Source organism: Streptosporangium vulgare, assembly GCF_042428775.1.
Lineage (GTDB): Bacteria > Actinomycetota > Actinomycetes > Streptosporangiales > Streptosporangiaceae > Streptosporangium > Streptosporangium vulgare.
Genome location: NZ_JBHMBS010000009.1, coordinates 74,223 through 86,655, shown reverse-complemented (window position 1 = coordinate 86,655; position 12,433 = coordinate 74,223). Strand labels below are relative to the sequence as shown.

Sequence of the window (12,433 nt, the reverse complement as noted above, 5' to 3'; positions counted from 1 at the left end):
AGACCGCCGATCGCGGGGAGAGCGACTCAGCTGAGGCCCCCGTTGGCCTGGAGGTTCTGGCCGGTGAGCCACCGGCCGTCGGGGCCCACCAGGAAGGCCACGACGTCCGCGATGTCCGAGGGCTCGCCGAGGCGGGAGAGCGGGGTGAGGGCCGCGATCTGGGCCAGGAGCTCCTCCGGGTTGGTGCCGCGCAGCAGGTCGGTGTCCGTGGCGCCCGGGGAGACCGTGTTGACGGTGATGCCCCGCTCGCCGAGCTCGCGGGCGGCGACGGCCGTCAGCTGTTCGAGGGCACCCTTGCTCGCCGCGTAGGGGGCGTTGCCGGCCGCGGGACGGACGGTGTTGAGAGTGGAGATGTTGACGATCCGGCCGCCGTCGCGCATGTGCCTGGCGGCGTAGCGGATGGTCAGGAAGGCGGCCTTGGCGTTGACCGCCATGGCGCGGTCGTACAGTTCCTCGGTGGTCTCCGCGATGGGGACCGGGGTGAAACTCAGCGCGGCGTTGTTGACCAGGATGTCGAGACCGCCGAGAAGCTCCTCGGCGGTCTCCATCAGCCACTGCGCGGCACCCCGCTTCCCGAGGTTGACCTGGACGGCGCGGGCGCTCCCGCCCGCCTCCTTGACCGTCCGCTCCACCTCGCCCGCGGACGTGGCGGCCTTCGCGTAGCTGAAGACGACGTGCGCACCGTCACGGGCGAGACGCTCCACGATCGCCCGGCCGATGCCCCGCGACCCCCCGGTGACCACCGCCGTCCTGCCCTCCAGCGCCGCCATGCCGACCTCCGCGCCTCTCCCGTGAGTCCTCGACCGTCCTTCGGGCCGTCGCGAGCCCCCCACGCCCGCGCTCCTCTTCCAAGCCCATTGACCCCCTTTTGAAAACCCCCTTCGAGGCGCCCCCTTTTGGGAGGTCTCCCCTTTTGCGACGCCCTGTATGAAACGCCCCTTCGAGGCCCTGGGTCCCCCGCGGCTTCGGGCCGCACCGTCGAACCTATGATCGGCGGGTGCGGTTGTCGACGCCTTTCCCCGCCCTCTCCGCAGGCCCTGCTCGCCCCCACGATCCCGGCGGGAACGGGGACCGGGAATTGGCGCGTTCCAGATCCGTGATGCTCCGGATGTGGCGGAGTTTCGGTCCCACGACCTAATCTGCCCACCATGACCACCGATGGGCGCTCGGCGCACATTCTCGACGTCCTGATCACCGAGTTCGGTGATTCCATGAAGCGCGACCCCGCCGCCTTCCGGCGCAAGTTCCGGAAGATGGCCGCCTCGCCCTTCGCCTTCTACCGGGGCAGCGCCTGCCTGTTCTACGCGGACATGACCGGCGCGTTCGCCGACGACGCCTTCCTGGACGAGCAGACGCGCCGCGTCTGGATCCACGGTGACCTGCACGCCGAGAACTTCGGCACCTACATGAACGCCTCCGGCGTCCTGGTGTTCAACGTCAACGACTTCGACGAGGCCTACGTCGGCCCGTACATCTGGGACCTGCGGCGGTTCGCGGCCAGCGTCGCGCTCATCGGGTACGCCAAGGCGCTGTCGGACGACGTCATCACCGATCTGGTGACCGAGTTCGCCCACTCGTACCTCTCCGAGCTGCACGGCATCTCCGACGGCGGGGACGACGCGATCGGCTCGCTCACCCTCGAGACCACGAGCGGCGTGCTCCACCGGGTGCTGCAGCTCGCCCGGCTGAACACCCGGGTGGCGCTTTTGGACCTGGAGACCACCGTCGAGAACTTCGACCGCAGGTTCGCCGTCATGGACGGCCGCTATCCGGTGGACCAGGAGACCCGCGAGGCGGTGGAGGTGGCCTTCCGCGACTATCTGACGACCCTTCCCACGGTCTCCGAGGTCGAGCACAAGATCAAGGACTTCGCGCTGCGCACCGGCATCGGGATCGGCTCGGCCGGGCTGCCCTCGTACAACATGCTCCTCGAGGGTCACACCCAGGCCCTGGAGAACGACGTCATCCTCTACATGAAGCAGGCCCAGGTTCCGGCCGTGGCGCGGCACATCACCGACGAGAAGGTGCACGGCTACTTCAAGCACCAGGGTCACCGCACCGCCGAGTCGCAGCGGGCCCTGCAGGCGTACGCCGACCCGTGGCTCGGCTACACCACGCTGAACGGCGTCGGCCAGCTGGTCGCCGAGGTCTCCCCCTACTCCGCCGACCTTGACTGGGGCGACGTCAACGAGCCGGACGAGCTGTCCTCGGTCATCCGCGACCTGGGCCGGGCCGTGGCCAGGATGCACTCGGTGGCCGACGACGAGTCCAGCCACGACCTGGTCGACTTCTCCACCGAGGACGCGATCGTGGCCGTGATCGGCGGTGACACCGACGGCTTCACCCGTAACCTCGTCGACTTCGCCCACTCCTACGGGGCGCGGGCCAGGGCCGACCACGGGCTCTTCGTCGACCTGTTCAGGAACGGCCGCCTCCCCGGCCTCTGACCGCCCGGCCCTTGGCTGGACCGTCCTTGGCTGCCCGGTCCCTGACCGCCCGGCTCCCGGTGGGCTCCCGGTCTCCGTGAGACGCCTTCCCGGTGCCGGGCACGCCTCAACGCCGCTCCGCCTCGGTCTCGCTCCTGGCCCTGCCCTCGCGGGCCTCGGCGTGGTGGCAGGCGACCTGGGCGGCGGCCGAGGACGGCAGGACGGGCAGCGTCTGTGACGCGCACAGCCCGTCGACCCCCGTCTCGGCCGCCGCGCCCGAGGCCAGGACCTGGCAGCGCGGGTGGAAGCGGCAGCCCCGCGGGATCCGGGTCGGGTCCGGTGGCTCGCCGCCCAGCACCACGGGCGACGGCGACTCCGGCAGGACCGACAGCAGCGCCTGGGTGTACGGGTGCGACGGCTCGGTGAGGATCCGCTCCACGGGGCCCGACTCGACGATCCTGCCGAGGTACATCACCGCGACGCGGTCGGCGATGTTCCAGGCCAGCCCGAGGTCGTGGGTGACGACCAGCGCCGACAGGCCCAGCTCGTCGCGGAGGCGGAGCAGCAGCGCGAGGATCTCGCCGCGCACCGACGCGTCCAGCGAGGCCACCGGCTCGTCGGCGACCAGCACCCTGGGGTCGAGCGCGAGGGCCCCGGCGATGACGACGCGCTGGCGCTGGCCGCCGGACAGCTCGTGCGGGTAGCGGTTGAGGAACCGCTCGGGGGGGCGCAGCCCGGCGCGCGACAGCGCCGACGCGACCCGGTCCCCCTCGGCGGGCAGGCGGTGGATGCGCGGCCCCTCGGCCACCGCCTCGTAGACGGTGTGCCGGGGGTTGAGCGACCCCGTGGGGTCCTGGAGGACGAGCTGCACCTCGCGCCGGTGGGCCCGCAGCGCGCGTGAGGAGTAGGCGAGCGGGACCCCGCCGTACAGGACCGACCCCGAGGCGGGCCGCTCCAGGCCGAGCAGGGTGCGGGCCAGCGTCGTCTTGCCGCAGCCGGACTCGCCGACCAGCGCGACGATCTCCCCCTCGCCCACGACGAGGTTCACCCCGTCCACCGCGCGGGCGCGGCGCCCGCGCGAGACGAACTCCACCCGCAGGTCCCGCGCTTCGAGCAGGGTCATCGGGCCTCCCGGTCGACGCGGACGTGGACACACGCGGCGGTGTGCCCCTCGGCACGCCCCGCCTCGGTAGGGGCCTCGGTACGGTCCACCGGCCAGAGCTCGACCGGCTCCGACGCGCACGAGACGAGCGACACCGGGCAGCGGGGGTGGAAGGAGCACCCCGTGGGCAGGTGGGCCGGGTCGGGCGGGTCGCCGCCCAGCCCCTTGGGCGCCATCCTGGAGGCGGGGTCGCCGACGGCGGGAAAGGCCCCGGCCAGCGCCCTGCCGTAGGGGTGCCTGGCGTCCCGGAAGACCTCGCGTGAGGGACCGGACTCGACCACGCGGCCCGCGTACATGACCGCGAGCCGGTCGCACGTCGCGGCCAGGACCGACAGGTCGTGAGAGATCATGATGAGGCCGATCCCGTGCTCGGCGATGAGCGAGCGGATCAGCGAGAGCACCTGGGCCTGGATCATCACGTCCAGCGCGGTGGTCGGCTCGTCGGCGACGATCAGGCGCGGGGAGCAGGCGAGCGCCATGGCGATCATCACGCGCTGGCGCTGCCCGCCGGACAGCTCGTGCGGGTAGCCGCGCGCCCGCCAGGCGGGCAGGCCGACCTGTTCGAGCAGCTCCGCCGTCCTGCGCCGCGCCGCCGCGCCGGTCGCCATGCCGTGCACCCGCAACGGCTCGGCGATCTGGTCGCCGATCCTGCGCACCGGGTTCAGGGCGTGCTGGGCGCCCTGGAAGACCAGGGAGGCCGACGCCCACCGGACCGCGCGCAGCCGTCCCCAGCTCATCGTGAGAACGTCCTCACCGTCCAGCAGGATCTCCCCGGACACCAGCGTGTCCCTGGGTAGCAGCCGCAGCAGCGACATGGCCAGCGTCGACTTGCCCGACCCCGACTCCCCCGCCACGCCGAGCGCCTCGCCCTCCGCCAGGGCGAGCGAGACGCCCCGCACGGCGGGGACGTCCCCGGCCGCGCTCCGGTAGGTCACCGCCACGTCGCGCAGTTCGAGCAGGGTCACGAGCCCCCTCCCGGACGTGGACCGGCCACGGTCACGGGCCCCCGAAGACGCGAGCCGCGTACGACCGGCGGACGTGGATCGGTCACGGGCCCCTGAAGGCGCGGTCCGCGTACGACCGGCGGACGTGGATCGAGTACGGTCACGAGGCCCCCCGAAGGCGTGGGTTGAGTACGGTCTCCAGGGCGCGTCCGCAGAGGGTGAACGCCAGGACGACCAGGATGATGCACAGGCCGGGCGGCAGCACGTACCACCAGGCGCCCGAGGTGGCCGCGCCCCAGTCGTAGGAGCCGCGCAGCATGCCGCCCCACGACACCTGGCCGGAGCCGGCGCCCAGGAAGGCGAGGGTGGACTCGGTGACGATGGCGCCGGCCACCGTGAGGGTGGTGTTGGCCAGGACCAGCGGGGCGACGTTCGGCAGCACGTGCCGGGTCATGACGTGCCAGTGCCCCGCGCCCAGCGCCCTGGACCTCTCGATGTAGGGCCTGGCCTCGACCGCCAGCGTCTGGGCCCGGATCAGCCTCGCCGTGGAGGCCCAGGAGGTCACCCCGATCGCCAGGATGATCGTGGAGGCGCCGCCGCCGAGGACCGCCGCGAGGACCAGGGCCAGGACCAGGGCGGGCAGCACCAGGAACCAGTCGGTGACGCGCATCAGCACGGCCGAGGCCCAGCCGCGGAAGTGCCCGGCCGCGATGCCGACGCCCGTGCCGATCATCATGCTGAGCAGCGCCGACATGAACCCGATGAGCAGCGAGACCCGAGCGCCCCACAGGAGCATGAGCAGGACCGAGCGGCCGGACTCGTCGGTGCCGAGCGGGAAGTCCGCGCTCGGCGGGGCCATCCTGGCTCCCGTCGCCCGGGTCACGTCCATCCCGGAGGGGTCGGTGACCAGCGGCGTGACGAGGGCCGCCAGGACGGCGACCAGCAGGATCGCCGCGCCGCACAGCCCGGCCCTGTTCCCGCCGTACGCGCGCAGGAACCGCGCGAGCGCGGCCCGGCGGCGCGTCCTGGCGATCGCGCGCGACGTCCCGGCGCCACCGCCTTCCGCGTTCGGGCTCACGCCGACCTCACCCTCGGATCCAGGACGTGGTAGACCACGTCGGCCAGCGTGTTCATGACGATCACCGCGACGCAGACGAGCATGAAGGTCCCCTGCATGACCGCGTAGTCGGGTCCCCTGATCGCCTCGACGAACAGCAGGCCGAGGCCGGGCCAGGAGTAGACGAACTCCACCGAGACGGCGCCGCCGACCACGAAGCCGATCTGCATGAAGACCAGGGTCACCGTCGGCAGCAGCGCGTTCGGCACCGCGTGGCGGCGCCGGACGTCGTCGTCGCGCAGGCCCTTGGCGCGGGCGGTGGTCACGTAGTCCTGGCCGATCTCGTCGAGCAGCGAGGAGCGCATGACCAGCAGGTACTGCGCGTAGACGACGGCGACCAGGGTGAGGCACGGCAGCACCAGGTGGTGGGCGACGTGCAGGAGGTAGAGCGGCCCGTCGGGAGCGTCGACGTCCTCCATGCCCCGGGTGGGGAACAGGCCGGGTATCGGCCCCATCCCCGCGGCGAGGACCATGAGCAGCAGCAGTCCCAGCCAGAAGGTCGGCACCGACCACAGGGTCAGCGCGGTCCCCGTGGAGAAGCGGTCGAACCGGCCGCCGTGCCGCCAGGCGGCCCTGGTGCCCTGCCACATGCCCAGGCCGACCGCGACGGCGAGCCCGGTGCCCACCAGCAGCAGCGTGGGGCCCACCCGGTCGCCGATGAGCTCGGCGACCGGCCTGCGGTACTCGTACGAGGTGCCGAGGTCCAGCCGCAGGGTTCGCAGGACGAAGTCCAGGAACTGTTCGCCCAGCGGCCTGTCCAGGCCCATCTGCCGCCTGAGCAGGGCGAGCTGCTCCGGGGTGACCGGCACGTCGCGGGTGTAGGCGATGGTGGGGTCACCGGGGATCAGGCGGAACAGGAAGAACGTCGCGACGATCACCAGCCCGATGCCGAGCAGCGCCCCGCCGAGCTTGACCAGCGCGTAGCGCGCCACGCTCCGCCAGGCACCGCCCTCCCCGCGCCCGTCCCTCTCGCGCCCGCCCTCCCCGTATCCGTCCTCCAGTGTGGCCTTTGTCAGCTCGCCCGGCGGTGTGCTCATCGGCCGCTACTCGCGGTCGTCGGCGGTGGCGCGGCGCCGCCTGGTGAGGAGGAGGACCCCGGCTCCGGCGAGCACGACGGCGGCCACCGCCACCACGGCCCAGACGACACCCGTGGAGTCGTCCTCGGCCGGGGCCTCGCGCTCCACCGCCCGCAGGGAGTAGACCGGCCAGTAGCCGCTCCCGCCGTACAGGATGCCCTTGTCCTCCGGGATCGGGGTGATGGAGGCGATCCGGTCCTTGCGGTAGCTCTCCAGGTTGTTGGGGTAGTAGAGCGCGATGACGGGGGCCTCGGTGTAGAGCCGCTCCTGCATCCGCTTGATCAGTTCGACGCGCGCGGGCCTGTCGAGTTCGGCCAGCTGCTCCTGGTAGAGCCTCTCGAACTCGTCGTCGCAGAAGAACGACTCGGTGCCGCCGCCCTCGCCGCTCGCGGTGGGCCTGCGGCTGCACAGGTGGGTGGCGAGGATCTCCTCCGGGTCCGGGTTGACCGACCAGCCGCTGATCGCGATGTCGTAGAGCGCGGTGCCGCCCGTCTCCTCGGTGAACTTGTTGGAGTCGAGCCTGCGGGTGGTGATCTGGATGCCGATGTCCCTGAGCCAGCCGGTGAGGAACTGGGCGAGCTTGTCCTCGACGGGGTCCTCGGTGTGGATGCTGAAGCGCATCTCCAGCTTGCGGCCCCCGCCGGGCATGGTCCTGATCCCGTCGGAGCCCTTGGCGTATCCGGCCTCGTCGAGGATGCGGTTGGCCTCGGCCGGATCGAAGGCGACGGCCTTGTCGCCCTCGGCCCTCCAGAAGAACTCCCGGTACATCGGCGGGATGATCGAGCCGTCGGCCGGGACGGCGAGCCCGTTCTGCACCTGCGCGACGAGGGTCTTCTTGTCGATCGCGTGGTGGATCGCCCTGCGCACCCTGACGTCCTTCAGCGCGGGGTGCCCGTCGCCGATCGGCTCGCCGCTCGCCGTCGCGGCGCCCGGGTTGAGCTGCAGGTAGCCGGCGCGACGGCCCTGGGTGTTCCACCGCACGAGGTTCGGGTCACCCGCGAGTGCCTCGAACTGCGGGGGTGCCAGCCGCCCGATCCAGTCGATGTCGCCCTTCTTCAGCCCGGCGTTGGCCGCCTCGGGGTTCTCGTAGAAGATGACGTGCAGCTCGTCGATGCCGGGAGCGCCGCGCCAGTACGACGGGTTGGCCCGCAGCTTCACGTAGTTGTTCTTGCTGTGCTCGACGGCGATGTAGGGCCCGCTGCCGACGGCGGGGTAGGTCTCGTTCTCGAAGGTGCCGATGTCGGGGACGCGCTCCCACACGTGCTTGGGCACGATCGGGACCGGCAGCTCCAGCATCGAGGCCTGCGGCTTCTTCGTCTTGATGACGAGGGTCCGGTCGTCGGGCGCCGTCACGGTGTCGAAGTTCTCGACGGCGGGGCCGTTCGCCGTCTTGGCCGCGTCGTCCGTCATGATCTTGTTGAAGGTCCACGCGGCGTCCCCCGCGGTGACCGGCCTGCCGTCCGACCAGGTGGCGCCGGACCGGATCGTGAAGGTCCAGGTCAGCTTGTCCGGCGCCGTCTTCCACGATTCGGCGAGGTCGGGGCTCGGCTTCAGGGTCTTCGGGTCGGGCACCGTGAGGTAGCCGTACATCCAGCGGTGGATCGACGTCGAGATCAGCCGGACCGCCAGGAACGGGTTCATCGAGTCCATGCTCTGCGTCGCGCCGAGCCGGACGATCTTCTTCTGTGGAGGTGACGCGTGTGCCATGGGGAGCGCCGTCACCGACAGTGCCATCGACAGTCCCAGGCCCAGCACCGCCAGGCGCGCACCCATTCTGAGCATGCCGTAACCCCACCTTCGGATCGGTGACTCCCTGACAACGAAGGCACACCATATAAACGGCGCGTGTCAACGAGCGCTGGAAAATTGTTTCACTCTCGTTTTATTTAGCGACATTATTTTTCAGATCCTCCGACACGAAACGACACGAAAGGGATTTAAAGCCGTAAATGGGATGCCTGACACGCAGAACCGACCGGTTGGTATGGACGAGGTCGCCGGGGGTGCGGCATGCTACAGAACATGACTCTGTTCTCGGTGGAAGGTAAGACCGTCGTCGTCACGGGCGGTTCCCGGGGAATCGGCCGGATGATCGCGGCCGGGTTCGTCGACGCGGGAGCCACGGTTTACATCTCCTCGCGGAAGGCGGCCGAGGTTGGCAAGACGGCCGCCGAGCTGGGGTGCACCGCGATCCCCGCCGACCTGTCCACGGAGGACGGGGTGTCCGCGCTGTTCGAGGCCGTCGCGGAGCGCGAGTCACGGCTCGACGTGCTGGTGAACAACGCCGGGGCGACCTGGGGCGCGCCACTGGAGGAGTACCCCGAGCAGGCCTTCGACAAGCTCTGGGGCATCAACGTCAAGGGCGTGTTCTACCTGACCCAGCGGTTCCTGCCGTTGCTGCGCGCCGCCGCGAGCCCCGAGGACCCGGCCAGAGTGATCAACATCGGCTCGGTGGACGGCCTCCGGGTGCCGACGATGGAGAACTACGCCTACTCGGCGGCGAAGGCGGCCGTGCACATGCTCACCCGGCACCTGTCCCAGCGGCTCGCCAGGGAGTCGATCACGGTCAACGCGATCGCCCCGGGGCCGTTCGAGTCGAAGATGATGGCCTTCGCGCTCGACGACCCGGAGATGCGCGCGGCGGTCGCCTCCCACGTCCCGATGGGCAGGATCGGCAGCCCCGAGGACATGGCGGGCGCCGCGATCTACCTGTCCTCACGCGCCGGCGCCTATCTCACCGGAGCCGTGATCCCGGTCGACGGCGGCATCTCCGGCCACGCGTAAGCCCCGCGCAAGCCCCGCGCAGGCCCCGCGCAGGCCCCGCCCAGGCCCTGCGCACGCCACACGAATCCACCGCAGACCGCACAGGCCCGCAAGCCCGCGCCGGCCCGCAGTCCCGTATCCCGCAACACAAGCCTCGCGTCGGCCTTCACCTCCCACGACAACAAGAGGACGCCCCCGCAACCCCGGAGGCGGAGGCCCGCCGACGCCCCTGAAGACTCGCCGCCAAAAGCGGACTCTTCCCTCAAGAGCCGACTACCAGCACCTTTAACCCCAAAAACCCCAAAAGCACTATCCGTAACACAAGCGTAAAATTTTACCCCTTGCCGTCATTTCTTTCAGATGACAGCTTTGCTTCATGCTGAAGCGTTTCAAGGTGATGGCGCCGGCCGTACTGGCCGTCGCCATCGCCCTCCCCGCCGGAGCCGCCCAGGCGGATCCCACCCCGGCCGCACCCCCCGTGACCACCTGTGACGCCACCCGGACTCCTCCCGCGTACAACGGCAAGGTGCCGACACCGAAGAGCGTCCTCGGCTTCGAGCTCGGTGAGCGAGAGGTCACCTCGGCCGAGTCGGACACCCTGCTCACCGCGATCGACAAGGCCAGCGACCGGGTCGTCTCCGGCACCCTGGCCACGACCGCCGAGGGACGCCCGCTGAAGTACGCGATCGTCGGCACCTCGCACAACATCAGGAACCTGCGCGCGATCGAGGCCTCGATCAAGCTGCTGCGCAACCCCCTCACCCCCGCCTCCGCGGCGAAGGTCCTCGCCAGGAACACGCCCGCGATCCTGTGGATCGCCGGAAACGTGCACGGCGGCGAGGAGAGCGGCACCGACGCGGCGCTGAGGACCCTGCACGACCTGGCCGGACGGGACGACTGCGCGGCCAAGCGCATTCTCGACAACGCCGTCGTGGTGATCCTGCCGACGCAGAACCCCGACGGACGTGAGGCCGACACCCGGCGCAACGCCTACTCGTTCGACATGAACCGCGACTGGTTCGCGCGGACCCAGCCGGAGACCGACGGCAAGATCGAGCTGATGCGCAAGTATCCGCCGCAGCTCTTCATCGACGCCCACGAGATGGGCGGCACCGAGTTCTTCTTCCCGCCGAACGCCGACCCGTTCTACCACGACATCGCCGAGCCGACGATCGACTGGATCAACAACACCTACGGCGCCGCGATGATCGACGAGTTCACCGGGCGCGGGATCCCGTTCTTCAACCGCGACGTCTACGACATGTTCTACATGGGCTACGGCGACACGGTCCCGACGGTCGGGTTCAACGCGGCGGGCATGACGTACGAGAAGGGGAACGCCTCCCCGATCGCCACCCGGGCCTTCGAGCAGTGGCTCACCCAGTGGGTCTCGCTGTCGGCCGCCGCGGCCAAGAAGACCGAGATCCTCACCACCTGGCACCGCATGTACGCCGAAGCGCTCAAGCAGGGCCTCGACGGCAAGCTGGAGCCGAACCAGGTCTACAACCCGGGCAACGAGGTCATCACCCAGGTCCCCGACCGCAAGGTGCGCCACTACTTCCTGCGCGCCGACGACCCGGCCAAGAAGGCCGAGACCGAGCTGATCGTACGGCGCCTCCAGCGCATGGACGTCCAGGTGTTCAAGCTGGCCCTGCCGCTCACGGTCAAGGACTTCAAGGCGTACGGCAAGCCCGAGGCGAGGACCACCCTGCCCAAGGGCACCTACTGGATCCCGATGGCCCAGGGCCAGAAGCACTGGATCCAGGGCATGCTGAACGAGGACACCTACACGCCGTTCCCCTACTTCTACGACGTGACCGCGTGGAGTCTGCCGCTGCTCGGCAACGTCTCCGGCGGGTCCTCCGGCCAGGTGCTGCTGCCCCTCGCGACGCCGGTCCAGCCGGTGGGCGCCCCGTCCACCAAGGTGACCACCTCCCGCAAGATCGGGGTCCTGCAGCTGTCCGGCGGCACGGCGCAGAACGCCGCCGAGTCCTCCGGCTGGCTCCGGCACCGCCTCGACCGCGACTGGAAGCTGCCCTACACGGTGCTCACCCCGGCCGACGTGGCGGCGGGCAGGCTGACCGGGCTGGACGTGGTGCTCGTACCCGACGGCTCGGCCAACGCGGCGAACACCGCCCTCGGCGACGCCGGGCGCGCGGCGCTGCGCGACTGGGTCGGCGGCGGCGGGCGCTACGTCGGCTGGGCGGGCGGCACCCGGCTCGCCGTCCTGGCCGGTCTCTCCGGCGTGACGCTGACCGAGCCGACCTCGGACGTCCCCGGCACGCTCTTCAGGACCACCGTGGCCCCCGGCCCGCTGAGCGGGAACGTCGGGTCGAGCGTCATGCAGTTCTACGCGTACGACCTGGTCATGCGCGCCGCCAACCCCGCGCACGTGGTGTCCTCCTACCCGGCCGCGAACTCGCCCGACTGGTACCAGTCCGGTTTCGCGCTGGGCGCCGAGGAACTCGGCGGTACGGCGGCCGTGGTCGACGAGCCGGTGGGCAAGGGTCACGCGGTGCTGTTCGCCGCCGAGCCGAACTTCCGCGCCTTCACCGACGGCACGGCGAAGATCGTGTCCAACGCGATCACCGCCGACCTGCCGTCCGCCTCCGCGAACGCGCGGGCGCTCCCCTCCGCTCCCGAGGCCTCGCGGACCGCCGCGGCCATCCCGGACCGCGGGTCGCCGATCCGCGTCACGGTGCCCGCGTCCGACCGCGACAAGGTCGTCGCGGCGCTGAAGGGCTTCGGCGCCACCTGGACCGAGCAGCCCGCCACCGGCGGAGCCGTCCGGTTCACGGTCGCCAACCCCGAGGAGCTCGACCTGCACGAACACCCCTGGGCCCGGAAGCTCCCCGGTGCCCTGCGCACCGCCGGGGTCTCCCCGCTCGCGGTGGTGATGCCGCAGTAACACCCTTTTTCAGCAACGGCGCGCGTCTCCTTCCCCG

At 70.9% G+C, this 12,433-nt stretch carries 9 protein-coding genes; 3 read left to right on the top strand and 6 right to left on the bottom strand.

Going from position 1 to position 12,433, the window contains the following annotated elements:
- Positions 1–26: 26 nt before the first annotated feature.
- On the bottom strand, positions 27–770 hold the full coding sequence (locus ACFFRH_RS20170) for an SDR family oxidoreductase (protein ID WP_386158539.1): 744 nt from the start codon (positions 768–770) through the stop codon (positions 27–29).
- Positions 771–1,148: 378 nt separating this feature from the next.
- Between ACFFRH_RS20170 and ACFFRH_RS20165 the strand changes: the two genes are divergently transcribed.
- Complete coding sequence (locus ACFFRH_RS20165) at positions 1,149–2,447, top strand: DUF2252 domain-containing protein (RefSeq protein ID WP_386158537.1); 1,299 nt, start codon at positions 1,149–1,151, stop codon at positions 2,445–2,447.
- Positions 2,448–2,553: 106 nt separating this feature from the next.
- On the opposite strand, the gene ACFFRH_RS20160 is transcribed toward ACFFRH_RS20165, so the two are convergent.
- The 5 genes from ACFFRH_RS20160 to ACFFRH_RS20140 all read right to left on the bottom strand — a co-directional run bounded on the left by ACFFRH_RS20160 (position 2,554) and on the right by ACFFRH_RS20140 (position 8,507).
- Complete coding sequence (locus ACFFRH_RS20160) at positions 2,554–3,549, bottom strand: ABC transporter ATP-binding protein (RefSeq protein WP_344748040.1); 996 nt, start codon at positions 3,547–3,549, stop codon at positions 2,554–2,556.
- Positions 3,546–4,553 carry an ABC transporter ATP-binding protein gene (locus ACFFRH_RS20155; RefSeq protein WP_344748041.1) on the bottom strand — a complete coding sequence of 336 codons (1,008 nt, stop codon included), beginning with the start codon at positions 4,551–4,553 and terminating at the stop codon, positions 3,546–3,548. The genes ACFFRH_RS20160 and ACFFRH_RS20155 overlap by 4 nt, the downstream gene beginning before the upstream one ends.
- A gap of 139 nt (positions 4,554–4,692) precedes the next feature.
- Positions 4,693–5,610, bottom strand: a complete 918-nt coding sequence (locus tag ACFFRH_RS20150) for an ABC transporter permease (RefSeq protein ID WP_344748042.1) — start codon at positions 5,608–5,610, stop codon at positions 4,693–4,695.
- On the bottom strand, positions 5,607–6,686 hold the full coding sequence (locus ACFFRH_RS20145; protein ID WP_386158533.1) for an ABC transporter permease: 1,080 nt from the start codon (positions 6,684–6,686) through the stop codon (positions 5,607–5,609). Before ACFFRH_RS20145 ends, ACFFRH_RS20150 begins: the two co-directional genes overlap by 4 nt.
- Before the next feature lie 6 nt (positions 6,687–6,692).
- The gene (locus ACFFRH_RS20140; protein ID WP_344748044.1) at positions 6,693–8,507 is read right to left on the bottom strand and encodes an ABC transporter substrate-binding protein; all 1,815 of its coding nucleotides are present in this window, start codon (positions 8,505–8,507) and stop codon (positions 6,693–6,695) included.
- A 240-nt stretch (positions 8,508–8,747) separates the two neighbouring features.
- Between ACFFRH_RS20140 and ACFFRH_RS20135 the strand changes: the two genes are divergently transcribed.
- Positions 8,748–9,509 carry an SDR family oxidoreductase gene (locus tag ACFFRH_RS20135; protein ID WP_344748045.1) on the top strand — a complete coding sequence of 254 codons (762 nt, stop codon included), beginning with the start codon at positions 8,748–8,750 and terminating at the stop codon, positions 9,507–9,509.
- A 355-nt stretch (positions 9,510–9,864) separates the two neighbouring features.
- Positions 9,865–12,396 (top strand): M14 family zinc carboxypeptidase, encoded by a 2,532-nt coding sequence (locus ACFFRH_RS20130; RefSeq protein WP_344748046.1) that lies wholly within the window; start codon positions 9,865–9,867, stop codon positions 12,394–12,396.
- The last annotated feature ends 37 nt before the right edge of the window (positions 12,397–12,433 follow it).